Annotated in this window: 18 protein-coding genes; 7 read left to right on the top strand and 11 right to left on the bottom strand. The window is 62.4% G+C overall.

Features of this window, described 5'->3' with window-relative positions; translation table 11 throughout:
• Nucleotide 1: 1 nt before the first annotated feature.
• The 3 genes from map to PU133_RS12705 are packed head-to-tail and all read right to left on the bottom strand — an operon-like array spanning nucleotide 2 to nucleotide 3,440.
• Nucleotides 2-829: a type I methionyl aminopeptidase gene (map, locus tag PU133_RS12715; RefSeq protein WP_404862002.1), complete on the bottom strand. Its 828-nt coding sequence runs from the start codon at nucleotides 827-829 to the stop codon at nucleotides 2-4.
• Complete coding sequence (sfsA, locus tag PU133_RS12710; RefSeq protein WP_404862001.1) at nucleotides 830-1,579, bottom strand: DNA/RNA nuclease SfsA; 750 nt, start codon at nucleotides 1,577-1,579, stop codon at nucleotides 830-832.
• 7 nt (nucleotides 1,580-1,586) lie between these two features.
• On the bottom strand, nucleotides 1,587-3,440 hold the full coding sequence (locus tag PU133_RS12705; protein WP_404862000.1) for a PHA/PHB synthase family protein: 1,854 nt from the start codon (nucleotides 3,438-3,440) through the stop codon (nucleotides 1,587-1,589).
• Between the two features lie 171 nt (nucleotides 3,441-3,611).
• Between PU133_RS12705 and PU133_RS12700 the strand changes: the two genes are divergently transcribed.
• The 3 genes from PU133_RS12700 to PU133_RS12690 all read left to right on the top strand — a co-directional run bounded on the left by PU133_RS12700 (nucleotide 3,612) and on the right by PU133_RS12690 (nucleotide 5,091).
• Nucleotides 3,612-4,001, top strand: a complete 390-nt coding sequence (locus PU133_RS12700; RefSeq protein WP_404861999.1) for a hypothetical protein — start codon at nucleotides 3,612-3,614, stop codon at nucleotides 3,999-4,001.
• A 142-nt stretch (nucleotides 4,002-4,143) separates the two neighbouring features.
• Nucleotides 4,144-4,542 (top strand): NADH:ubiquinone oxidoreductase subunit NDUFA12, encoded by a 399-nt coding sequence (locus tag PU133_RS12695; protein WP_404861998.1) that lies wholly within the window; start codon nucleotides 4,144-4,146, stop codon nucleotides 4,540-4,542.
• 114 nt (nucleotides 4,543-4,656) lie between these two features.
• Complete coding sequence (locus PU133_RS12690) at nucleotides 4,657-5,091, top strand: DUF2155 domain-containing protein (RefSeq protein WP_404861997.1); 435 nt, start codon at nucleotides 4,657-4,659, stop codon at nucleotides 5,089-5,091.
• An 83-nt stretch (nucleotides 5,092-5,174) separates the two neighbouring features.
• Here the strand turns inward: PU133_RS12690 and PU133_RS12685 are convergent, their stop codons facing one another.
• The 7 genes from PU133_RS12685 to PU133_RS12655 all read right to left on the bottom strand — a co-directional run bounded on the left by PU133_RS12685 (nucleotide 5,175) and on the right by PU133_RS12655 (nucleotide 12,856).
• Nucleotides 5,175-7,322 carry an OmpA family protein gene (locus PU133_RS12685; RefSeq protein ID WP_404861996.1) on the bottom strand — a complete coding sequence of 716 codons (2,148 nt, stop codon included), beginning with the start codon at nucleotides 7,320-7,322 and terminating at the stop codon, nucleotides 5,175-5,177.
• Nucleotides 7,323-7,471: 149 nt separating this feature from the next.
• Nucleotides 7,472-8,086 (bottom strand): leucyl/phenylalanyl-tRNA--protein transferase, encoded by a 615-nt coding sequence (gene aat / locus PU133_RS12680; protein ID WP_126010490.1) that lies wholly within the window; start codon nucleotides 8,084-8,086, stop codon nucleotides 7,472-7,474.
• 83 nt (nucleotides 8,087-8,169) lie between these two features.
• The gene (gene accC, locus PU133_RS12675) at nucleotides 8,170-9,513 is read right to left on the bottom strand and encodes an acetyl-CoA carboxylase biotin carboxylase subunit (protein ID WP_126010489.1); all 1,344 of its coding nucleotides are present in this window, start codon (nucleotides 9,511-9,513) and stop codon (nucleotides 8,170-8,172) included.
• A gap of 10 nt (nucleotides 9,514-9,523) precedes the next feature.
• The gene (gene accB, locus PU133_RS12670) at nucleotides 9,524-9,994 is read right to left on the bottom strand and encodes an acetyl-CoA carboxylase biotin carboxyl carrier protein (RefSeq protein ID WP_404864529.1); all 471 of its coding nucleotides are present in this window, start codon (nucleotides 9,992-9,994) and stop codon (nucleotides 9,524-9,526) included.
• 28 nt (nucleotides 9,995-10,022) lie between these two features.
• On the bottom strand, nucleotides 10,023-10,472 hold the full coding sequence (aroQ, locus tag PU133_RS12665) for a type II 3-dehydroquinate dehydratase (RefSeq protein ID WP_404861995.1): 450 nt from the start codon (nucleotides 10,470-10,472) through the stop codon (nucleotides 10,023-10,025).
• A 205-nt stretch (nucleotides 10,473-10,677) separates the two neighbouring features.
• The gene (locus PU133_RS12660) at nucleotides 10,678-11,445 is read right to left on the bottom strand and encodes a DsbA family protein (RefSeq protein WP_404861994.1); all 768 of its coding nucleotides are present in this window, start codon (nucleotides 11,443-11,445) and stop codon (nucleotides 10,678-10,680) included.
• 43 nt (nucleotides 11,446-11,488) lie between these two features.
• Entirely contained in the window at nucleotides 11,489-12,856 is a 1,368-nt protein-coding gene (locus PU133_RS12655; RefSeq protein WP_404861993.1) for a M48 family metalloprotease, read from the bottom strand.
• A 158-nt stretch (nucleotides 12,857-13,014) separates the two neighbouring features.
• On the opposite strand from PU133_RS12655, the gene PU133_RS12650 reads away from it, so the two are divergent.
• On the top strand, nucleotides 13,015-14,166 hold the full coding sequence (locus PU133_RS12650) for a pyridoxal phosphate-dependent aminotransferase (RefSeq protein WP_404861992.1): 1,152 nt from the start codon (nucleotides 13,015-13,017) through the stop codon (nucleotides 14,164-14,166).
• Between the two features lie 73 nt (nucleotides 14,167-14,239).
• Here the strand turns inward: PU133_RS12650 and PU133_RS12645 are convergent, their stop codons facing one another.
• Nucleotides 14,240-17,416 carry an Rne/Rng family ribonuclease gene (locus PU133_RS12645; RefSeq protein WP_404861991.1) on the bottom strand — a complete coding sequence of 1,059 codons (3,177 nt, stop codon included), beginning with the start codon at nucleotides 17,414-17,416 and terminating at the stop codon, nucleotides 14,240-14,242.
• A 755-nt stretch (nucleotides 17,417-18,171) separates the two neighbouring features.
• Here PU133_RS12645 and PU133_RS12640 point away from each other — a divergent pair.
• From PU133_RS12640 to prfB, 3 genes are all read left to right on the top strand, one after another.
• Nucleotides 18,172-19,410 (top strand): N-acetylmuramoyl-L-alanine amidase, encoded by a 1,239-nt coding sequence (locus PU133_RS12640; RefSeq protein ID WP_404861990.1) that lies wholly within the window; start codon nucleotides 18,172-18,174, stop codon nucleotides 19,408-19,410.
• A gap of 186 nt (nucleotides 19,411-19,596) precedes the next feature.
• A complete protein-coding gene (locus PU133_RS12635; RefSeq protein ID WP_404861989.1) occupies nucleotides 19,597-22,056 on the top strand; it encodes a penicillin-binding protein 1A in 2,460 nt (819 codons plus the stop codon).
• Nucleotides 22,057-22,177: 121 nt separating this feature from the next.
• Nucleotides 22,178-23,306, top strand: a protein-coding gene (prfB, locus tag PU133_RS12630) for a peptide chain release factor 2 (protein WP_404861988.1) whose coding sequence is annotated in 2 segments (ribosomal slippage) — nucleotides 22,178-22,246 and nucleotides 22,248-23,306 — 1,128 coding nt in all. Because the reading frame shifts where the segments join, the coding sequence is not laid out codon by codon here.
• Nucleotides 23,307-23,322: the final 16 nt, after the last annotated feature.

The following is a 23,322-nucleotide window of genomic DNA, read 5'->3' as shown; positions in this document are numbered from 1 at the left end:
GTCAGCCAGGCAGGCCTGGGCGGTCGAGACCGCCAGGCGAGAGCGTGAAGATCTCGCAGCCTGTCTCGGTCACGCCGACCGTGTGTTCGTACTGAGCCGAAAGCGAGCGGTCGCGCGTCACGGCTGTCCAGCCATCGGCAAGCACCTTCACATGCGGCTTGCCCAGATTGATCATCGGTTCGATCGTGAAGATCATGCCGGGCCGCATTTCCGGGCCTTCATTCGAGCGGCCATAGTGCAGGATGTTGGGCGCATCGTGAAACAGACGACCGAGCCCGTGCCCGCAGAAATCGCGAACGACCGAGCAGCGCTCGGCCTCTGCGAAGGTCTGGATCGCTTCGCCGATCGCCCCGGTTCGGGCGCCGGGCTTCACCGCCGCGATGCCGCGCATCATCGATTCATGCGTGACCTCGAGCAGTCGCTCGGCAGCGCGCTTGATCTGCCCAACCGGGTACATGCGGCTTGAATCGCCATGCCATCCATCGACGACGAGCGTCACGTCGATATTGACGATGTCACCGTCGCGCAGCGGCTTGTCGTTCGGAATGCCGTGACAGACGACGTGATTGATCGAGGTGCAGGACGATTTGGTATAGCCGCGATAATTCATCGTAGCGGGCAGGGCGCCGTGATCGCGGCCGAATTCGAACACGAACTTGTCGATCGCATCTGTGGTGACGCCGGGCACGACCATCGGCGCCAGTGCGTCAAGGCATCGTGCGGTCAGCTGGCAGGCCTTGCGCATCCCTTCGAAGCCATTTTCGCCGTAGAGGCGGATCTGCCCGTTGTTCTTCTGTGGCGCCAATTCTGCGGCGATGTAGCTGACCATCTATGGATGTCCGGTTTTCAGGAGCCGGTCCTCGCGGACCATCATCCCGGGCTCGTCGATCACGATGAGATCCACAGGACGAATTTCTTCTGAAGTGATGTCGCATCGAACGGCAAAAGCTTCAACCCCGCGCCCCACGGCGCGGTCGAAAGCCGCAGCATAATAGGGATCGAGATCGCGACAAAGCTTCAATCGAGATCCATCGCTGCGCTGGACGAGAAACAGCATGACCGCACGATGCCCCGCTTCGATCACGTCGCCGAGCTCGTCCAGATGCTTGGCGCCGCGAGTGGTCACGCTATCGGGAAACTCAAACAGTCCCTGCACGCGCGTCATGTGCACGTTCTTGACTTCGACATAGGCCCGGCCGAGCTGCGGGTCCTCGAGCAGAATGTCGATGCGCGAGGCTTGGCCGTATTTCTGTTCGCGCTTCAGTTGGGCGTAGTCGCCAAGGTTCGAGATCAGCCCTGCACCGATCGCTTCTTCTGCAAGCCGGTTGGGCAGGCCCGTGTTGATGCCAACGATGGTGCCGTCAGCTTCGACCAGTTCCAGGCAGTGACGATATTTGCGGGTGGGGCTGTCGTGCTCGGAAAGCCAGATCCGCGAGCCCGGCGTCGTCAGGCCCCACATCGACCCCGTATTGGGGCAGGAGCCCGTAACTTTCGTGCCGTCGTCGAGGACGGCGTCGAACAAAAAGCGCTTGTAGCGGCTGACCAGCGTCGCCGGCACGAGGGGCGTCTTGAACTTCATCGAGGCGTTAGGCTCTGGCGCGAACGTAGGAGCCCGGTGCATCCTCGATAGGCTTAAGCTTCTTACCGCCGGGCTTGCGCGATTTGGCATCCACGGTGGCATCCATGCCTTCGAGTTCGGTCAGCCATTGCTGCCAGTGCGGCCACCACGATCCGGGATGCTCTTCGGCATTCTGAACCCAGTCTTCGAAAGCGCCGACCGGTGGGCCACCGGTCCAGAACTGGTATTTCTTCTTGTCGGGCGGATTGACCACCCCGGCGATGTGGCCGGAGCCAGACAGGACATATTGCACGTCACCGCCGAAGAACTGGCTGCCGATGAAGACCGACTTGGCAGGCGCGATGTGGTCTTCCTTCGTTGCCAGATTATAGACCGGTATCCGAACGTCCTTCAGCGAGAGACGATGCCCTGCAAGCTCCATCTTGCCCATGGACAGCTTGTTCTCCAGATAGCAATTGCGCAAGTAGAACGAATGGTTGGCGCAGGGCATTCGCGTCGAATCGGAATTCCAGTAGAGCAGGTCGAAGGGCATCGGATCTTTGCCCTTCAGGTAGTTGTTGACGACGTAAGGCCAGATCAGGTCGGACGATCGGAGCATGTTGAAGGCCGTCGACATCTTGGAGCCCTCGAGGAAGCCGGATTTCTCCATGCCGGCTTCGATCGCCTCGATCTGGTCTTCGTCGACGAACACCTTGAGGTCGCCCGCATGGGTGAAATCGACCTGCGTCGTCAGGAATGTCACGGATTTGATCCGCGTGTCCTTTTCCTTGGCGTGAAGTGCCAGCGTTGCCGCCAGAAGCGTGCCGCCGACACAGTAGCCGATGGCGTTGACGCCGGTTTCGCCCGTTGCCTGCTCGGCAGCGTCGAGCGCAAATCCGATGCCGTCGCGCGCATAGGACTCCCAGTCCATGTTGCGGTGGCGCTCGTCCGGGTTGACCCAGGAGATCACAAAGACCGTGTGCCCCTGCGCCACGGCCCAGGCAATGAACGACTTCTGCGGATTGAGGTCGAGGATGTAAAACTTGTTGATCCATGGGGGGCAGATGAGAAGAGGGCGCTTCAGCACCTTTTCCGTTGTCGGCTCGTATTGGATGACCTGGCAAACATCGCTTTGAGCGATCACTTTCCCTGGCGTCGTTGCCAGGTTTTCGCCGACCTTGAACTTGGATGCGTCGGACTGACGAAGCTTCAGGTCGCCTTTGCCGGCGGCGATGTCTTCGGCCAGCATGCGCATGCCGCGCACGAGGTTCTCCCCGTTCTCCGCCACGGTCTCGCGGTAGAGCTCCGGATTCGTCAGAAGAAAGTTGCTCGGCGAAAGCGCATCGATGATCTGGCGCGTGTAGAACTGCGCCTTGTGTTTCAGATGCGGGTCGAGACCTTCGGCATCGACGATCAGCTTCTCGGCCCAGTCGGATGTCACCCAATAGGCACCGCGCAGGAAATCGAAGAAGGCGTTATCGTTCCAATCCTTGTCGGCAAAGCGTTTGTCGCCGACATGTGCAGCCGGCGTGGCCGGTGGCGCGTCTGCGCCCGAGAGGCGCTGGATCGACGCATTCCAGATCGAGAAATAGGACGTGAGAAGATGCGTCTGCGCTTCGATCGCGCGCGAGGGATCGGAAAGCCAGTACTCGGAAACCTTCGCAAAGGTTTTCACCATGTCGGCATAAGGCTCTGAAATGGTGTCGGTTTTCTCGCCGCTCTCCCGCGGCGCGACCCAGGCTGCGGCAGCACGACCCAGTTCTTCGAGCATGCGCGCGAGGTTGCGCGCGAACGCCTCGGGATCCTTGACGATATAAGGCTCAATTGCCTTTGCGTCGCCGATCGGCGGCTTGTCGCTGCCAGACGCCTTTGTCATGGCCATCCTCCCTCATGCTGCGCTTGGATTGCGCGTCGCCTTAACGGCTTGTTCCCAAAGCCTACTATACCGAAGCGCTTCATTGTAAGAGAAATAAGACGATGGGATTCGATGTGTCGGCCCGTCATGCGACCGGTGCGGTCAGCATGCGGCGGAGTGTGGCGGCAGGATGGACGTATGACGAAACATTTGCGGTGGATCCTTCTGGTCCTCTGTGCGGGGCTTGCAGCGTGCACATCGAGCGACCCGAGTGCGCCGAACTACAACCCGAGCTTTGCGGCCATCAATGACACGCTGAACCGTCCGGAGCCCCGCACGCCCGCGCCTTTCGTTGAGGCCGGTGCGCGGCGTAGCGGCGTGTTTCCGACCTTTGCCACGCCGCCCGCGCGAAGCACGGTCCAGATGACCGAGCTGCAGCGCGAGATGCAGCGTGCAGAACTGGCCGCGGCACTCGCTTCGCAGCGCAACGACCGCAGCGCCGCCAACCGCTATCGCGCGCGCGTAGCCGAACTGCAGGCGCTGGCGCGAAACCATGGCCCGGAGCAGCTGGCGAGGATCGAGAACTGATCCGCCGGCCCGTTGGGATTTCGCGCGGCAACGGGCACGGGATGGGTATCGGATTGGCGCCGCCTATGGACTTCGCAACGCGTTGACGCCATAACGCGCCTGTTGAAAACAGCCGGGCGCTCGGCGTTTATCGAGGTTTCTCATGAAGAAATTTTTGCTGCAGTTCTTCACCTGGTGGAACGGCGCAACGCTCAACACGCGCTTCCACACGTGGCGACACGGCGCCGAGGTGGGAACGGATGAGTTCGGCAATGTCTACTATCAGGGCGGCACCGATTCCGAGGGCCGGACGCGGCGCTGGGTCATGTATAATGGGCTTGCGGATGCATCGCGCATTCCTGCCGCGTGGCATGGCTGGATGCACCACCGGACTGACATTGCGCCCAACGACGAGAACTATCAGCCGCGCGCGTGGCAAAAGCCGCACAAGCCGAACCTGACCGGCTCGCCGGCCGCTTACCGTCCGAAGGGGTCGATCCTGACCGGGACGGAGCGCCCCCGCGTCACCGGCGATTACGACGCTTGGACGCCGAAGTCCTGAGCGATCGACCAGCCGAAACCTTTTGGCCACAATGCGCAGTTAGGTCACCGATGAATCGGCTCGCCGCTCGTCAGGCGCAGAGCTGAGCTGAAAGCGGCTTCAAGGCAGGCGAGCATGACATCTTCGATCAGGAAACATTTTATCGTTTGCGGCGCGACCGCTTTGATCGGCGTCGCAGGTCTTGCGCAGTTCGCGATTCCTGAAGCTCAGGCTGCGCGCATCGAGAATCGCGTCGCCGTGTTCTCGGGCATCGACAAGATCACCGGGCGGATCACTACCTTCGACGTCTATATCAACGAGACGGTCCAGTTCGGTGCGCTGCAGGTGACGCCGCGCGTCTGTTATACCCGCGATGAAACCGAAGCGCCGAAGACGACGACCTTCGTCGAGGTCGACGAGATCACCCTCGACCGCAAGATCAGACGTATTTTCACCGGTTGGATGTTTGCCGATTCACCGGCGTTGAACGCCGTCGAGCATGCCGTCTACGACGTCTGGCTGGACACCTGCAAAATGGAATCGGACGTGCCTGCACCACAGGAAAGCTGATCGGCCTTCAGGACATCGAATCAAAAAGGGCCGCCGGATGGAAATCCGGCGGCCCTTTGCGTCATTGCCTTTTAGAGGCCCATTTACTGAGCCTGGGCGCTCTGAACCAGAGGCGTGATGCGGCGGACCGTCACGCGACGGTTCAGTTGTTCAGGCTCTTGCGTGTTCACCTTCAGGAAGCGCTCGCCATAGCCCTGCGTCTGCAGGTTTTCCGGCGGGATCCCAAAGACGTTGGTCAGGGCAACAGCGATCGATTCGGCGCGCTGGTCTGAAAGCAGAAGGTTTGCCTGATCGCTGCCGACAGCATCGGTGTGACCTTCGAGCAAGAAGATCTCGCTCTCGTTGGTCTCCAGCATGTCGATCATCGCATTCGCGATTTCTTCGAGAGCGGGAACCTGGCTCTCGCTGATCGATGCGCTGCCGAAGTCGAACGTGATGTTGTCGAGGTCGACGCGGGGCATGATGTCACGAACGCGAGCCGAGCGCTTCACTTCCTCGACCGAATAGATCTCGGTCACGGGTTCGATCGGCGGCTGCTCGAAGAACGTGACGTAGTCGGTGTAGTCATCCGCCCGGGTCGAGTCGTAGATGTACTCATCGACCGGAATGGTGAGCTGCAGCGGCGGCAGGTATGTGCCCGGATCGACGTAGACGTACTGTTCTTCCTGGTCGTACTCAGGAGCATAGAACAGAACGACTTCTTGGCCGTTCGGCCGGACGCGCGAACGCTGGACGATGTCGCCGTAACGGTTGCGGATCGTGATGATCTGCGAACCGTTTTCGCGGAGAACGACTTCACGAACACGGCCACGCGGTAGTTCTTCGTAATACACATCCTGAGAATTGATGGCGATTCGCTCGCGGTCGTTGTTCTCGACGATGTAGCGGTTGTTCACCTCGTAGACGTAACGATTTTCCGTTTGGTTGATGATCGTGATGTTGTTCGGCCGCTCATAGGTCGGAACCACGTCGATACGCTGGCCTTGCTCGGCAATGACCGACTGAACTTCGATCTGCGGTGCAAACTCCCGTGCGATGGCCTGCGCTTCGGCGTCCGATGTCGGGCGCTGGCTGCGCTGTGCTTCGAGAGCTTCGATGCGCTGACGAAGACGCTCGACTTCCTCGGGATCCTGAGCTGGAACAGGCTGGGCCTGAACGGCAGCATCCGCACCGGCAGCGTTCGGATCCGCATTCGGATCGACCGTTGCTTCGGCCGGGAGCGGCTCTTCCTTGGCGCTGTCGAGGATCGGTGCACCGTCTTCGACCTGCAGCATTTCCGGAGCGGGCTGTTCGACCGTGCCTTGTTCGCCGCCGGTCGCATCCGGTGCGCCCTCAACGGGCACTTCCGTGCCGGCAGGAGCCTCGCCCGGCAGCGGCTGGGCCGGAGCTGCGGCGGGATCTTCGACAGGCGCGCCATCGACTGCCGGCTCTTCGGCGGCAGGTGCTTCAGGCGCCGCATCGACCGGAGCCTCAGCTTCAGGCGCTGCATCGACCGGGGCTTCTTGCGGAACCGGCACATCTTCGGCAGCAGGGGCTTCGCCTTCGACCGGTGCTTCTTCGGCAGCGGGTGCTACTTCAACGGCCGGAGCTTCTTCCTGCATCGTCTCGACAGGAGCTTCTTCAGCCGCTGGCGCTTCTTCGGCCGGAGTCTCTTCTACGACAGGGGCTTCTTCAACCGCCGGTTCTTCCTCGACCGGAGCTTCTTCTGCCGGCACTTCCTCGACAGGAGCTTCCTCTAGAGGTGCTTCTTCAACAGCCGGAGCTTCTTCGACGGGCGCAGCCTCAGGCGCCGGTGTTTCTTCGACGGTTGGCTCTTCCATTACCGGCGCTTCTTCCGGCACGGGTGCTGGCTCAGGTGCGGGTTCTGGCGCCGGAGCAGGTTCCGGGGCGGGCTCAGGCTGAGGAGCCGGCTCTGGAGCGGGTTCCGGGGCTGGCGCGGGCTCGGGAGCAGGCTCGGCCGGAATTTCCGGTGGTGCTTCCGGAACCGGCGGCTGCTCTTGCGGCGCTTCCTCTACCGGTGGTTCAGCTTGCGGGGCAGGAGCCTCGCCGCCGACACAAGTGCCATCCATGGGCACGGTACCGGGAGGGCATTCTGCCTGAGCGAGCAGCATCGAGGTGCCAGCCGCGTTGGCAGCCTGCTTCGGCGCGGCAATGGCGCCGCCAGCGGCAATGCTGGCCGCCAATAGGGGAAGAGCCGCTGTCGCCAGCAGCCTCTTTCGAATGACTGACATATCGTGTTCCTTTTTGTTGTCCGTCCCTGCGGTCAAAAACGTGTGAACAGGTCCCTGGTTCCAGCAAGGATCGGTCGGAACACAATGAAAGCACCAAGCTGAACCGCCCATGAAAGCGTTGTTCATCAAATGCTGATAACGCAATAGTTTCAGAAGGATATATTTGGGTAGGAGAGCGCGTCGGCAAGAAGCCCGTCATAGGTCGAACGAGGTACGTCGACAGCGCCGAAGCGCTTCAGATGGTCGGTTGTGAACTGCGTGTCGAGCAGCTGAAACCCGCGCCGCTTGAGTCGGTCGACAAGATGCACCAGGCAGATTTTCGACGCATCGGTCGCGGTCGAGAACATGCTCTCGCCGAAGAACGCGGCGCCGAGCGATACACCATAGAGCCCACCCACGAGCTCATCGCCCCGCCAGGCCTCGACGGAATGCGCATGGCCGAGCCTATGGAGATCGTTGTACAGCGCGCGGATCGTTGCGTTGATCCAGGTGGATTTTCGGCCGGGCGCAGGCTCGGCGCACCCGGCGATGACTGCTGGGAACGCGGTGTTCACGCGGATGTCGAAGGGGGCCGCGCGCAGGGTGCGGGCCAGGCGCCGGGGCAGATGGAAGTCGTCGAGCGGTATGATGCCGCGCACTTCCGGCTCGACCCAGAAGATTGTCGGGTCATCTGCGGATTCGGCCATGGGAAACAGGCCGCAGCTATAGGCCTTCAGAAGCAGCTCCGGCGTCAGTTCCAGCCGACTGTCCCGTCCGCGCGCCATCGCCGTCTTGCTCTCCAGAGAATGCCGTGCGTCTCAAAAAGCCGCACGGCGCTGTTTGCTCAGGACCTGAGAAGAGCCTCAGTTCACTCAGGCTCTTTCAGAAACTTTTCCAGCCAATGGATATCATAGTCCCCATTCGCGATGTCGGGATTGTTGAGCAGTTCCCGGAAGAGGGGGATCGTCGTCTTGATGCCATCGACCACGAACTCGTCGAGCGCGCGGCGCAGACGCATCATGCACTCAACGCGCGTTCGCCCATGCACGATCAGCTTCCCGATCAGGCTGTCATAATACGGCGGGATCGCGTAACCCTGGTAGACAGCTGAATCGACGCGCACGCCGAGGCCGCCGGGCGTGTGATAATGGGTCACCGTACCCGGCGACGGCACGAAAGTTCGCGGATCTTCAGCGTTGATGCGGCACTCGATGGCGTGGCCATGGAAGCGCACGTCTTCCTGGCGAACCGAGAGCCCACCGCCCGAGGCGACGCGGATCTGTTCATGCACCAGATCGATGCCGGTGATGGCTTCCGTGACCGGATGCTCCACCTGTAGGCGCGTGTTCATCTCGATGAAATAGAACTCGCCATTCTCGTAGAGAAACTCGATCGTGCCGGCGCCGCGATATTTTAGCTTCGACATCGCCTCGGCGCAGATCTGGCCGATGCGGGCACGCTGTTCTTCATTGAGAGCCGGCGAATTGGCCTCTTCCCAAACCTTCTGGTGACGACGCTGCAACGAGCAGTCACGTTCGCCGAGATGGATCGCGTTGCCCTGGCCATCGCCCAGAACCTGGATCTCGATGTGCCGCGGCTTGCCGAGGTACTTTTCCAGATAGACGGAATCGTTGCCAAACGCAGAGCCGGCCTCCGAGCGCGCGGTCGAGAGCGCCTCGGAAAGGTCAGCGGGCGTTCGCGCGACCTTCATGCCGCGGCCGCCGCCACCTGCCGTCGCCTTGATCAGGACCGGGTAGCCGATCTCTTCGGCGATGCGGGCGGCTTCGGCATCATCCTGCACTTCGCCTTCAGAGCCAGGCACGACCGGAATGCCGAGCGCTTCGGCCGTCTTCTTCGCGGTGATCTTGTCACCCATGATCCGGATGTGTTCGGAGGTCGGGCCGATGAAGGTGAGGCCGTGCGCCTCCAGGATCTCCGCAAATTTCGCGTTCTCGGACAGGAAGCCGTAGCCTGGATGGACGGCATCCGCACCGGTGATTTCGCAGGCGGCGACGATCTGATGGATGTTCAGGTAGCTGTCGCGCGATGGCGGCGGGCCGATGCAGACGCTTTCGTCGGCAAGACGCACATGCATCGCGTTCTGGTCGGCCGTCGAATGCACGGCAACCGTTTGAATGCCGAGTTCCTTGCAGGCGCGCAGCACGCGAAGGGCGATTTCGCCGCGATTGGCTATGAGGACCTTTGAAAACATCGCGGGCGGCCTACTGGATCGTCACGAGCGGCTCGCCGAACTCGACGGGCTGGCCATCTTCGATCAGAATCGCCGTCACGGTGCCGGACTTAGGCGCCGGGATCTGGTTCATCGTCTTCATCGCCTCGATGATCAGGATCGTCTGGCCTTCCTTGACGGCTTGGCCGACTTCGGCAAAAGGCCGCGCGCCGGGCGAGGGTGCCAGATAGGCAGTGCCGACCATCGGCGAGGACAGGATGTCCTTCGGGTTGTGCTCGGGCTTGGCAGGCGCAGCCGGCTCGGCGGCGGCGGCAGCAGCCACAGGCGCTGGCGCAGCAGCCTGCGAGGCCGGTGCCTGGACGTATTGGGGAGCGGGACTGCGCGAAACGCGGATCCGAAGATCGTCCTGCTCGACCTCGATTTCGGTCAGATTTGTTTCGGTCAGGATGTTCGCGAGATCGCGGATGAGCCCCTGATCGATGCCCGGCTTCTTGTCTGCCATCGGCTTATCGCCCTTCTTCATGATCTTGTCAGTTCTTTTGCTGGTTCACGATGCCCACAAGCGCCTGAAGCGCGAGAGGGTAACCTGCGGGCCCGAAGCCACAGATGACGCCTTTGACGACTGGCGCAATCATCGTGCGGTGGCGGAAGGCCTCGCGGGCGTGGATGTTGGAAAGATGCAGTTCGACGACGGGAATGCCGATCGCACGGATCGCGTCGTGGAGCGCGATCGAGGTGTGGCCGTACGCGCCGGGATTGATGACGACGCCTTCGGCTGTTTCACCGGCCTCATGCAGCCAGTCGACCAGCACGCCTTCATGGTTCGTCTGTCGGAATTCCAGCACACAGCCAAGCTCGTCGGCCTGCTGCCGGCAGTTCGTCTCGATATCGGCCAGCGTTACGGCGCCATAAATGCCAGGCTCGCGCTTACCGAGCGCATTGAGATTGGGGCCGTTGAGGACGAACAGGGTACCTGGCACGTTCAGCTTCACTCACGATGGGCAGGCCGATGTGTGTCACGCATCCGGCGAGACTTCTGTCATCGTCGGTGGGGTCGTCCATCGGCGCGCAATCAAATTTGTGCGGGTGGTATAACGGTCCAAGTGACGCAACGGAAGGCTTTTGACACAGACAAAGCCACCATTTGCACGGTTTCGGATAGTCAATCGGCGCTCGTGGTGCGCTTCAGCAGGTCGCGCTGTCGCAGCTGCGCACGTTCTCGATCTTCTGGATCAGGAACTCGGCTCCCATCGCACCGTAAACCGCCTCGTCGCCGATGACATAGGAGGGCGTTCCCGAGATACCGAGCGCATCGGCAAGCTCATAGGATTGCCGGATCTGGGCATCGATCTGTGGATCGGCAAGCTTCTCGCGAAGCGCAGCTTCCTCGACCCCCAACTCGGCCGCAACGGCAATGGCCGATGCCTCGTCGGCGCGCTCGCCAGTCATCAGCGCATCCTGGAACTCACCATATTGCTCGGGCGACACCGCGCGAAACGCCATGCTGATGCGATGCGCGCCGATGGAATCCGGCCCGAGGATCGGGAATTCCTTCAAGATCACGCGCACATTGTCGTCGCTCGCGATGATCGCCTTCATGTCCGCATGTGCGCGCTTGCAGTACCCGCAATTGTAATCGAAGAACTCGACGATGGTGACGTCGCCGTCGGGATTGCCGAGTGCGACATCGCCCGGCGCTTCGAACAGCGCTGACGCCGAAGCTGCGATCGCCGCGCCGGCGCGCTCCTGTAGGCTGGCCTGCTGACGCGTTTCCAGCGCCTGCTGCACTTCGATCATGATCTCCGGGTTGGCGATCAGATATTCGCGAATGAACGCGCCCATCTCTTCCTTCTCCGCCTCGTCAAGCGCCAGGGCGGGGCTTGCGACGGTGAGAGCGGCACCGAGCAAAAGCGCGCCGCTATGGCGACGCAGGGTGTGGAGCAGGCTGTTCATCTGGATCCTGTTCTTTCTCGGCAGTGTCACGGTTTCGCCGAGCTTATTGGCCGACGGTGACGATGTCATTGGCACGTGTCCATGCCGGAGTGCCCGGCTGCAGCTTCTGCTGCGCCCGGGCTGCGAAAATGCGCGCTTCCTGCACGTTGCCGGCGCGGAAATAGCCCTCTGCCATGGTCAGTTCGGCATTGGCAACATCGCCGCGCTGGCCATAGGCCTGCGAGAGCTGGCGATAAGCGCTGAGATTGGTGGGGTCGGCGCCGATCGCCTCACGCAGATCGCTGATCGCCTGCTCGATGAGAGCCGGCTGGCCGGTCCGCATCAGTGCGAAACCGCGCTGCGCACGGATCAGGCCGGAATTGTTCGGGTCGAGCTGAGCCGCGCGCTGGAATGAACTGGCGGCTGCTTCAGCCTGGTTGCCGCTGAGCAGGATCTCGCCCTTGGCCTCATGGAAATACGGATTGTTCGGCTGCTCCGCGAGAAGAGCGTCGATCTTCTGCAACGCCAAGCCGACATTGCCCGACAACCGCGTCGCGATCGCGTCGCCGTAGCGATAGCCGACATTGGCCGTATTTCCGTTGAAGGCGCGCTGGAGAGCCGGATGGCCGCCGACATTGGCAGCGATCTTTCCACGCATGAGGTCGTGGCGCCGCTGCAGCGAGGCATCGACCGGGCTGTTGAAATAGGGGCTGGAACGGGCGAGGTCTTCGAGAAGCGCGATGCGCTCGCGCGGAAGAGGGTGGCTCTGCTGGTAAGGATCGACCTGCACGCCTGCGAGCGCCAGGCCCTGCGAGAAGCGGTTGAAGGTCGCGAGCATGCCGGCCGCCGACTGGCCAGTCGCATTGAGATAGGTGATCGCCGACTGGTCGGCGTTGATCTCCTCGGTGCGGCGATAGCTGAGCAGGCTGCGCTGCGCGATGCCGCCCGATGCTGCCGCAACGCCCATGCCGGCAGAGGCCGTGCCGTCATTGCCCGAGAGTGATCCGGCAGCGACAGCGCCGACGCCGAGCAGACTGCCGACCACGCCGAAAATCTGGGAGCGTGCAATCTGCTCGCGAAGCCGTGCCTGGTGACCGCCTGCGATATGGCCGGCCTCGTGAGCAAGAACGCCGATAATTTCGCCCGGCGATTCGGCCAGCAACAGCGCGCCCGTGTTGATGAAGATGCGGCGTCCATCGACGAAAGCGTTGAAGGAGCGGTTGTTGACCAGAACGATCTCGATGTTGCGCTGCGTAAGTCCCGCCGCACCGAAGATCGGGCGGGCATAATCCTTCAGCAATGCTTCGATCTCGGCGTCGCGAACGATGGCAATCGATTGCGCGCTCGCCGTTGGCACACTTGTCAGAATGGAAGAACAGGCGATGGCGGCCGTAGCCGCGAAGGTCAGTGCCTTGCGCACGAGCTTGTGCATGACGTCTCCTATCCCACCGAACGCCAAAGCCTAGCGGGTTCCTGAGCAAAATTGAACCCGCGGCATTTGGCGCTTGCCGGCCATCGCGCCATTGTGATCGCCGCACCAATCCGGCATTTGTGAGGCCGTAACGCCAGACCCCCGATGATGAGGTAATCGTGTTCGAAGTTTCCACGCGCAGCGCCGTAGAACCATTTCACGCAATGGATGTGCTGGCCGAAGCCAACCGCCGCCGCGCTGCCGGCCGCAGTGTCGTGTCGCTTGCCGTCGGCCAACCATCCCATCCGGCACCGGCCGTCGCGCTCGAAGCGGCACGACAGGCACTCGAGACCGGCCGGCTCGGCTATACCGACGCTCTTGGAACGCAATCACTGCGCCAGGCGATTGCCCAACACTATGCGGAATATTACGGAACGACCGTCGCGCCGGAGCGAATCGCTGTGATGACCGGCTCGTCTGCGGCGTTCAATGTTGCGTTTCTCACGCTCTTCGATGCCGGCGACCGGGTCGCTATCACGCGCCCCGGATATCCCGCATACCGCAACATTCTTGCAGCTCTTGGCCTGCAGCCGGTGGAGATTGCCGTCGGTGAGGAGATGGGCCACACACTGACACCCGACGCCTTGAAGGCCGCGGAAGCGGAATACGGCCGGATCAAGGGCGTCTTGCTCGCAAGTCCGGCCAATCCGACCGGCACCGTGACGGGGCGCGCCGCTTTGTCTGCATTGGCCGACCACTGCGCCCGAACCGGAACGGCCTTCATCTCCGACGAGATCTATCACGGGCTCACATTCGCGGGAGAAGAGACCACCGCGATTGCGCTCAGCGACGAGGCGATCGTGATCAACTCCTTCTCGAAGTACTACTGTATGACGGGTTGGCGCATCGGCTGGATGGTTCTGCCGCAGCATCTGGTGCGCGCGGTCGAGCGGGTCACGCAGAGCCTCTACATCTCGGCACCCGAACTGTCGCAGATCGCCGCCACGGCTGCATTTCGTGGGAAGGCGGAGCTTGACGGGGTGCGCGATCATTATCGCACGAACCGTCAGATTTTGGCGGATCGTCTCCCGGGCCTCGGCTTTCAGATCGCATCGCCCATGGATGGCGCCTTCTACGCGTATGCCGACGTCTCGCGCATGACCAACGACACGATGGATTTCGCCTGGAAGATGCTGCGCGAGATCGACGTGGCGATTACACCGGGGATCGATTTCGATCCGGTCAACGGTCACCGCACCGTTCGACTGTCCTATGCGGGCGCGACGGAAGACATTGTCGAGGCACTGGACCGCATCGCGGCCTGGGTCTGAGCAGAGACAAAAAGACCCGCCTCGATGATGAGGCGGGTCTTTTTTTGTTCAGAAGGGCTTGGTGCCCGCGCGGTCAGAAGAAGCCGCGGCGCTGCCACCAGCCGCCCTTTTTGGGCTTCGCTTCACCTTCCGGCTCGGCCTTCTGTCCATTGGACACAAGTTGCGGCTCGGCAGGCTTCGCTGGCTCCACGGGTGCTTCCGCTTCCGGTTCGGCGACGACGGGCGCGCTCTCCTGGACGGCCTCCGCAGCAACCTCCTCGGCGACGGCCGGTGCAGCTTCCTGCGTTTCCGGCTCAGCAGCGACCGCGCTCACATCCTCGGCCGGCTCGGCCTTGGCAGCTTTCTTCGCTCGCGGCTTGCGCGCAGGCTTGGCCGGCGCCGCGTCAGCGTCAGCCTCGACGGCATCGGCCCTTTTGCGCGTGGCCCGGCGCCGCTTCGGCTTTTCTTCTGACGCCGCTGTCTCGTCTTCAGCCGGCGCCGCTACGGGCTCTTCGGATACGACAGGTGCAGGCTCCGCGTCAGCCGGCGCAGCGGTAAGCTCCACCGTTTCCACCATTGCACCCTCGACGGCGTCTGCTGCGTCCTGATCAGCCTGCGCCGACTCGCTGTCGCCGACTTCGTGCTCGGCGTGCGTCTCTTCGCCAGACGCATCGCCCTCGGAAGCGTTCAGCTCCTGGCCATCCTCACCCTGACGATTGCGACGACCGCCACGCTTGCCGCGGCGGCGGCGCTTACGCGGCCGTCCGTCATCGTCCGTCGCCTGGACCTCGGAACCCGACTCTGCGCTATCCGCTGCATCATCGTCGTCGTCTTCGTCTGTTTCGGTCGAACCGGCTTCGGCTGCGACGGCACCGTTTTCGTCGTCGCGGTCACGGCCTCCACGACGGCGCCTGCGACGACGCTTCTTCCTGTCTCCGTTCTCGCCGTTCTCCACGCGTGTCTCGCTGCGCGTCTCCGCGCGTGCCTCGACAGGCGCTTCGGCAACGTCTGCGTCTTCCTCTTCCTCGTCCCAGACAGGACCGGCGACGCCATCGTCGTCATCATCGTAATTGGTCAGAGGCATGATCGTTTCGATGCGCACCGGGTTCTCGACGGGGGCACCGCGATCGATGGCGAGATGTGCCGAGCCGATGGAAGCATCCGCATCGATGGTGATCGAAACGCCGAAGCGGCGTTCCATCTCCACAATGCTCTGGCGCTTCTGGTTGAGCACGTAGATCGCCGTCGCCGGCATCGTGCGCACGATCAGGTCGTGCGTCGTGCTCTTCAGCAGGAACTCCTCGATGGAGCGGATCACATGGAGCGCGACCGACGACTGCGAGCGAACATGGCCCGTGCCGCCGCAATGATCGCAGACCTGCGTGGTCGACTCCAGAACCGAGGCGCGGATGCGCTGGCGCGACATTTCCAGAAGGCCGAAATGCGAAATGCGGCCGACCTGGATGCGTGCGCGGTCGTTCTTGAGCGCATCCTTGAGGCGCTTTTCCACCGACCGGTTGTTGCGCTTCTCTTCCATGTCGATGAAGTCGACGACGATCAGGCCGGCGAGGTCGCGCAGTCGGAGTTGGCGGGCCACTTCATCGGCTGCTTCCAGGTTCGTCTGGAGTGCAGTGTCCTCGATGGAATGCTCGCGTGTGGAGCGGCCCGAGTTCACGTCGATCGCAACCAGCGCTTCGGTCTGGTTGATGATGATGTAGCCGCCAGACTTCAGCGTCACCTGCGGCTGCAGCATGCGATCGAGCTGCGCTTCGATGCCGGAGCGCGAGAAAATCGGGTGCACTTCGCGGTAGGGCTGAACCACCTTTGCGTGGCTCGGCATCAGCATCTTCATGAAGTCTTTCGCTTCACGATAGCCGTCCTCGCCCGACACCACGATCTCGCTGATGTCCTTGTTGTAGAGATCGCGGATCGAGCGCTTGATCAGGCTGCCTTCTTCGTAGACGAGGCATGGCGCCGTGGAAGCGAGCGTCAGATTGCGCACGTTCTCCCAAAGCCGCATCAGATATTCGAAGTCGCGCTTCACTTCGGCCTTGGTGCGGTTGGCACCGGCCGTACGCAGGATGACGCCCATGCCCTGAGGCACTTCGAGGCCGCGGGCCACTTCCTTCAGGCGCTTGCGGTCCTGCGCATTGGTGATCTTGCGCGAGATCCCGCCACCGCGCGCCGTGTTCGGCATCAGGACCGAATAGCGGCCGGCGAGCGACAGATAGGTCGTAAGAGCGGCGCCCTTGTTGCCGCGCTCTTCCTTGACCACCTGAACGAGAAGGATCTGGCGGCGCTTGATGACTTCCTGGATGCGGTACTGCTTGCGCGGCTTGCGCACCGAACGATCCGGCAGTTCTTCGAGCGCATCTTCCGCGCCGACCGATTCGACGCGGCCGCCGGCTTCTTCTTCGTGATCGTCGCCGCCGCGTCGGGCCTGGTTGCGGCGTCCGCGGCGGCGTTTGCCGTCCCGCTCGCCGTCGCCGTCGCCTTCGCTCTCGTCGTCGCTGCCTGCCTGGTCGTCCTCTTCATCCTCGTCGTCGTCACTCTCGGTGACGGCGTTGCGGAGATCGAGGTTGCTGTCGGCAGCCTTGCCTTCGACGAACTTTGCGGCTTCGAAATCCACTTCGCCCGGGTCGCGCTCGCCGTCGTCGCCAGTGTCGACAGGCTCGGAAACGGACTCCGTTTCAACGATCGCAGCCATCGAGCGACCGTCGCTCTCATCGTCATCGCTGTCGTCATCACCGGCAATGGCAGACGAGCCGCCATCCAGATCCTCGACCGCGTCTTCCACGGCGTCTGTTTCGGCATCCGCCTTGCGACCGCGGCGGCGTCCACGCTTCGACTTGCGCGCCGGTGCAGCATCGTCGTCGCCATCGCTGTCGCCGATGTCTTCGCTCGCGTCGTCGGCCGGCGCCGACGCTGCTGCGCGGTCGGCCGCCTCGTCGGCTTCGTTCTCGTGCCGAGCACGCTCGGCTTCCGCTTCGGCCTCGGCAGCGAGCAGGGCCTGACGGTCGGCGAGCGGGATCTGGTAGTAGTCGGGATGAATTTCGGAGAAGGCGAGGAAGCCGTGGCGGTTGCCGCCGTAGTCGACGAAGGCGGCCTGGAGTGACGGCTCTACGCGGGTGACCTTCGCAAGGTAGATATTGCCCCGCAGCTGCTTCTTATGCTGCGATTCAAAATCGAATTCTTCTATGCGGCTGCCGCGAACGACAACGACACGCGTCTCTTCCTTGTGAGACGCGTCGATAAGCATTTTGTCTGCCATTGAACTTCTGCTCCTCGGCAGCCGCGCAGCCGCGCGCCCGCCGCACCGTCAGGACACAAGGTCCGACGAAGAGGCGGGGCGACAGATTGCAGGGTGCCGGATGTCGATATTCTCGATCGATGACGCGGGGCGGAAGATTGGGTGTCGGCCAAAGCGCCGGTCGATGACCGCCTGCCTGTCCGCTCCACCGTTCCGAACCCGAATGTCATAAAGAAACCACGAGAATAATTGTTTCCTGAAAGGCCTCGTCGAGGCCGATGAAAATGCCCGATGCACGGGCGATGGGGTGGCCGATGGCCATTAACGAGACCCGGCGCAGCCGGGCGAACGCGATTCATGGTGAGGGAAATCGGGGCGGAAGGACGTCGGATGTACCCGGGTCGGCGCTACTGCGTTTTCGCCACAGTGTCAGCCGCTGTCACGCCGGTCACTATCCCGTCATCGTCCCAATTCCTCTCTTTGCTTTTATGAATTCAAAGTTGATTAGGCAAGGAAATAAAAATGGGCGGCAGGACGGGTTGAAGCGTCGGCTACGCCGAACGGCAAAGGTTCGGCGGTGGGAGCAGAGCGGCAGAAACGGGCCGTCAACCCTTCATTAACCATGTCGGCGCAGTGTCGCAGCGCATCTGGGCAGACGTTCCGGACTTGTGGTCCAGGCTCGCATCCTGCTAGCCCCATTGAAGCCACTGACATCCGCGACACGGCATCGTCTACGCCATGACCTGAGGAGGCAGACCGAGATGGACAGGACCCGAATGACCCGGTCTTTCTTGCGTGCGGTGGCCGCGATTTTGGCGTGTCTGACCATCCTTTCGCTGCCAGCCGCTGCTCAAGAGCGCGCCGCAGGGAGCCGTCATCTGGCTTTCGGCGCGCGTATCGCCGGCGACGAGTTGCGCACCCGCGTCGTCGTGGATTTCGAGACCGAACCTCAGTTCGAGGTGCATTACCTGAACGATCCCAAGCGGGTGATCATCGATCTGCCCGAGACGGTCTTCGCGTTCGACGAGGATGCCCTGCCGCCGCGCGGCCTCTTCGAAATGATTCGCTATGGCGCCATGGGCCCTGGCCGATCGCGGATGGTGTTCACGGCCATCGGCCCCGTCGAGCTGGAGAACGCGATGGTCGAACCGCGCGAGGACGGCCGCGGCCATCGTTTCGTGTTCGACGCCGTCGCCACCAGCGATGAGGCATTCGCGTCGAATGTGCGCGGCCAGCAATGGCGCCAGGCAGGCGGCCCATCCGGAGCGCAGTCAGGCACGCAGGGTGTGACGGTCGGCGAGGGCGCAGGCGAGGCGCGCCCGTTCACCATCGTTCTCGATCCCGGACATGGGGGCATCGATGCCGGTGCGAAGGGCCGAGCCGGTACGGACGAAAAGGACGTCACGCTTGCATTCGCCAAGGCGGTCGCGGCCGCTCTGGAGACGAGCGATGACATTCGGGTGGTGCTGACCCGTGACGACGACCGTTTCATCGCGCTTGGCGAACGTGTGCGCATCGCGCGCCAGCACAGTGCGGACCTCATGATGTCGATCCACGCCGATTCGATCAGACTGCCCGAAATCCGCGGCGCGACAGTCTACACCCTGTCTGATCGCGCCTCCGACGCCATGGCGGCCGATCTCGCCCGTCGCGAAAACCGCGTGGACGAACTTGCCGGTGTCGCGACCGGCAGCGAAGATGAAGACGTGGTGGACATCCTGCTCGATCTGACCCGGCGCGAAACCCAGGTCTTCTCGGTCGGTCTTGCCCGATCGGTCCTCGACAGGATGCGCGGGGAAATCCGGTTGATCAACAATCCCCATCGATTCGCGGGATTCTCCGTTCTGAGAGCTCCTGATGTGCCGTCGCTGCTGGTCGAACTCGGCTATCTGTCCAATGCAGAGGACGAGAAACTGCTGATCGACGAGGAGTGGCGCGCCAAAACGGCGGGCCTCCTGGCGGATGCGATCAAATCCTTCCGAGCGCAGGTGTTCGCGGCTGCAAAAGATTTGTGAATGAAGCTTGGCCGCGATATGCTGTGGCCAACTGGAAACACGTTCCATCCATTCGGTTCGATAGCGACGTCTGAGGGGCCATGAGCCCTATTTTGCGCACATTCCGCGGGGTAGGTCGGGACAACGACATGCGCCGTTCAAATGGCAGCAGTCGAATGAGAAACGAACAGGCTCGGCAGACGCGATATGATCAGACTGATTGGCTATTTCTTCGGAATCGGCACCATTTTCGCCCTTATCGCCGCAGCCGCCGTCGCCTGGTACGTCGTCAACGTGACCGAGGACCTTCCGGACTACGAAGTGCTGGCGAACTACGAGCCGCCTGTGACGACGCGGTTTCATGCCGCGTCGGGCGAGCTCATGGCCGAATATGCCCGCGAGCGTCGGCTCTTCCTGCCGATTCAGGCCATTCCGGATCGGGTAAAGGCCGCGTTTCTGTCCGCGGAAGACAAGAATTTCTATTCGCACCCGGGCATCGACCCCATCGGTCTTGCCCGCGCCATCGTGGTCAACGTGCAGAACCTCGGTTCCGGCCGTCGGCCGGTGGGCGCTTCCACCATCACGCAGCAGGTGGCCAAGAACTTCCTCCTGAGCGCCGATCAGACGATCGACCGCAAGGTGAAGGAAGCGATTCTCTCGTTCCGCATCGAGCAGGCCTATTCGAAGGACCGGATCCTCGAACTCTATTTGAACGAGATCTTCTTCGGCTACGGCGCCTACGGCATCGCCGGTGCGGCGCTGTCCTATTTCGACAAATCCGTGAATGAGCTGACGATCGCAGAAGCCGCCTATCTCGCAGCGCTGCCGAAAGCGCCTTCCAACTATCATCCCTTCCGGCAGACCGAGCGCGCCATCGAGCGCCGCGATTGGGTCGTCGATCGGATGCTCGAGAACGGCTATATCAGCGTGGAGGAAGCACGCGAGGCGAAGGCATCTCCGCTGGGTGTCGAGCCGTCTACCGGCAATTCCACGCTCTTTGCGTCCGACTACTTCGCCGAGGAAGTCCGTCGCCAGATCATTTCACGCTACGGCCAGGATGCCCTCTACGAAGGTGGCCTTTCGGTCCGCACGACGCTCAACCCGCAGATGCAGATTGCAGCGCGTCAGGCGCTGCACGACGGTCTGATTGCCTATGACGAAAGCCGCGGCTTCCGCGGCCCGGTCGATACGGTCGATATCTCGGCCGACTGGGGCGTCGCCATGGCGGAAATCAACGAGCTGAGCGATGTTCCGGAATGGAAGCTCGGCGTCGTGCTCGAAGCGAATGACGCGGGTGCCACGATCGGTCTCAAGCCGCGCCCTACGGGCTCCGGCGAAGTCGGTGAGGATCGCGAGACGATCACGCTGCCGGCTGCCGGCATGGAGTGGGCCTACCGCATGAACATCGACGGACAGTCGTCCACGGCGCGCAGCCCCGCCGGCGTCCTCAATCCCGGCGACGTGGTGTTCGTCGAGGAAATGGGTGGCGAGAATGCTGGCTGGCGTCTGCGTCAGCCGCCGGAAGTGCAGGGCGCGCTCGTCGCGATGGACCCGCATACCGGCCGCGTGCTGGCGCTCGCCGGTGGCTTTTCCTACGCCCAGTCGGAGTTCAACCGCGCCACGCAGGCGATGCGGCAGCCCGGCTCGGCCTTCAAGCCGTTCGTGTACGCTGCAGCGCTCGACAACGGCTATACGCCAGCGTCGGTGGTGATGGATGCGCCGATCGAAGTCGTCTCCGGCAATGAGATCTGGCGTCCAAAGAACTACGGTGGCGATGCGGCCGGACCTTCGACACTCCGCCTCGGGATCGAGCGCTCTCGCAATCTGATGACCGTGCGTCTTGCCCAGGATATGGGCATGGACCTTGTTGCCGAGTACTCGGAGCGCTTCGGCATCTATGACAACCTCATGCCCTATCTGCCGATGTCGCTTGGCGCCGGCGAAACCACGGTTCTGAGGCTCGTCAGCGCCTATTCGGTCATCGCGAATGGCGGCAAGGCCATCGAGCCTTCGCTGATCGACCGCGTGCAGGATCGCTACGGTCGGACCGTGTTCCGTCACGAGGAGCGCGTTTGTGAAACCTGCGCCGCCAACGAATGGCAGGGCCAGGAGGAGCCGGTGATCGCCGATAACCGCCAGCAGGTGCTCGACCCGATGACGGCCTATCAGATGACCTCGATGCTGGAAGGCGTCGTGACCCGCGGAACAGCGGCGAGCGCCGTCAATCTCGGCCGTCCGACCGCCGGCAAGACAGGCACAACCAACGAAGAGCGCGATGCGTGGTTCGTAGGCTACACGCCCGACCTTGTGACCGGCGTCTACATGGGCTTCGACAATCCGCGTCCGATGGGCCGTGGGTCGACAGGGGGTGGGCTTGCTGCTCCCATCTTCAACGCTTTCATGAACGACGTGCTCGAAGGCGTGCCACCGGCTGACTTTCGTATCCCCGAAGGCCTGAACCTCATTGCCATCGACCGCCGCACCGGCATGGCATCGAACGGGCAGGGCGGCGACGTGATCATGGAAGCCTTCAAGCCGGGCACGGGCCCTGCTCAGGACTTCTTCGTCATCGGCAACCTCGACAGCTATCAGTCGAGCGAAGAAATCATCCAGTCCTCGCCACAGGCCAATCGTGCCGTCACCTCCGGTGCCGGCGGCCTCTACTGATCCGTGACACGCAGTCCGGGTCAGACTGTTGACCTGAAGACCTTTACAGGCCGGAGCCTCGTGACTAGGTTCCGGCCACGAAACGACAAATCCCATTCGACACGCAGGAAGAAGCACGCCAATGCGCTCCGAAACCGCATCCGTCGTCGACGACATCAAGCAGGGGTTGGCCCTGCTGAGGAGGCATCTTTGACTGGGATCAATCCGTCAAACGCCTAGACTACCTCAATCACAAATCCGAAGACGCGGCCCTCTGGAACGACCCGATGGAAGCCCAGAAGCTGATGCGCGAGCGTCAGTCTCTGGAAGATTCCATCACCGGCATCCGGGCACTCGAAACGTCGCTGGAAGACAATCTCGGCCTCATCGAACTCGGTGAGGAAGAGGGCGACGATGGCGTCGTGCGCGAGGCCGAGCAACTCCTGAAGGAGATGCGTGCCGAACTCGATCGACGCCAGATCGAGGCGCTTCTCGCCGGCGAGGCCGACAGCAACGATAGCTATCTTGAAATTCACTCCGGCGCCGGTGGCACGGAGAGCCAGGACTGGGCGAACATGCTTTTGCGCATGTACACGCGCTGGGCCGAGCGACGGAAGTTCAAGGTCGAGGTCATGGAAGTGCATGACGGCGAAGAAGCGGGCATCAAGTCCGCGACGCTGCTGATCAAGGGCCACAATGCCTATGGCTGGCTGAAGACCGAGTCGGGCGTGCATCGCCTCGTGCGCATATCGCCGTTCGACAGCCAGGCACGCCGTCACACGTCGTTTTCGAGCGTCTGGGTCTATCCCGTCATCGACGATACGATCCAGATCGAGATCAACGAAAGCGACTGTCGCATCGACACCTATCGGTCGTCGGGCGCCGGCGGCCAGCACGTCAACACGACCGACTCGGCCGTGCGCATCACCCACTTGCCGAGCGGCATCGTGGTGCAGTGCCAGCAGGAGCGGTCGCAGCACAAGAACCGCGAAAAAGCCTGGAACATGCTGCGCGCTCGTCTTTACGAAGCTGAGCTCAAGCGTCGGGAAGACGCGGCAAGCGCCACCGAAGCGACGAAGACGGAGATCGGCTGGGGCCACCAGATCCGTTCTTACGTGCTGCAGCCCTATCAGCTGGTCAAGGATCTGCGGACCGGCGTGGAGAGCACCAACCCGCAGGAAGTGCTAGACGGCTCCGTCGACGCTTTCATGGAAGCCGCGCTCGCGCACCGGGTCCATGGCGGCGACGAGACGATCGAAGACGTCGACTAGATGTCTTGGACTGGGA

This window comes from Georhizobium sp. MAB10 (assembly GCF_045012825.1).
In the GTDB taxonomy this organism is placed as follows: domain Bacteria; phylum Pseudomonadota; class Alphaproteobacteria; order Rhizobiales; family Rhizobiaceae; genus Georhizobium; species Georhizobium profundi.
The sequence above is the reverse complement of the archived record's forward strand: the minus strand, read 5'-3'. Positions and strand labels throughout refer to the sequence as shown.

Bases quoted from the DNA above. Each gene is read 5' to 3' on its own strand.
- map (WP_404862002.1), bottom strand. From the start codon at position 829: ATGGTCAGCTACATCGCCGCAGAATTGGCGCCACAGAAGAACAACGGG.
- sfsA (WP_404862001.1), bottom strand. From the start codon at position 1,579: ATGAAGTTCAAGACGCCCCTCGTGCCGGCGACGCTGGTCAGCCGCTAC.
- PU133_RS12705 (WP_404862000.1), bottom strand. From the start codon at position 3,440: ATGGCCATGACAAAGGCGTCTGGCAGCGACAAGCCGCCGATCGGCGAC.
- PU133_RS12700 (WP_404861999.1), top strand. From the start codon at position 3,612: ATGACGAAACATTTGCGGTGGATCCTTCTGGTCCTCTGTGCGGGGCTT.
- PU133_RS12695 (WP_404861998.1), top strand. From the start codon at position 4,144: ATGAAGAAATTTTTGCTGCAGTTCTTCACCTGGTGGAACGGCGCAACG.
- PU133_RS12690 (WP_404861997.1), top strand. From the start codon at position 4,657: ATGACATCTTCGATCAGGAAACATTTTATCGTTTGCGGCGCGACCGCT.
- PU133_RS12685 (WP_404861996.1), bottom strand. From the start codon at position 7,322: ATGTCAGTCATTCGAAAGAGGCTGCTGGCGACAGCGGCTCTTCCCCTA.
- aat (WP_126010490.1), bottom strand. From the start codon at position 8,086: ATGGCGCGCGGACGGGACAGTCGGCTGGAACTGACGCCGGAGCTGCTT.
- accC (WP_126010489.1), bottom strand. From the start codon at position 9,513: ATGTTTTCAAAGGTCCTCATAGCCAATCGCGGCGAAATCGCCCTTCGC.
- accB (WP_404864529.1), bottom strand. From the start codon at position 9,994: ATGGCAGACAAGAAGCCGGGCATCGATCAGGGGCTCATCCGCGATCTC.
- PU133_RS12660 (WP_404861994.1), bottom strand. From the start codon at position 11,445: ATGAACAGCCTGCTCCACACCCTGCGTCGCCATAGCGGCGCGCTTTTG.
- PU133_RS12655 (WP_404861993.1), bottom strand. From the start codon at position 12,856: ATGCACAAGCTCGTGCGCAAGGCACTGACCTTCGCGGCTACGGCCGCC.
- PU133_RS12645 (WP_404861991.1), bottom strand. From the start codon at position 17,416: ATGGCAGACAAAATGCTTATCGACGCGTCTCACAAGGAAGAGACGCGT.
- PU133_RS12640 (WP_404861990.1), top strand. From the start codon at position 18,172: ATGACCCGGTCTTTCTTGCGTGCGGTGGCCGCGATTTTGGCGTGTCTG.
- PU133_RS12635 (WP_404861989.1), top strand. From the start codon at position 19,597: ATGATCAGACTGATTGGCTATTTCTTCGGAATCGGCACCATTTTCGCC.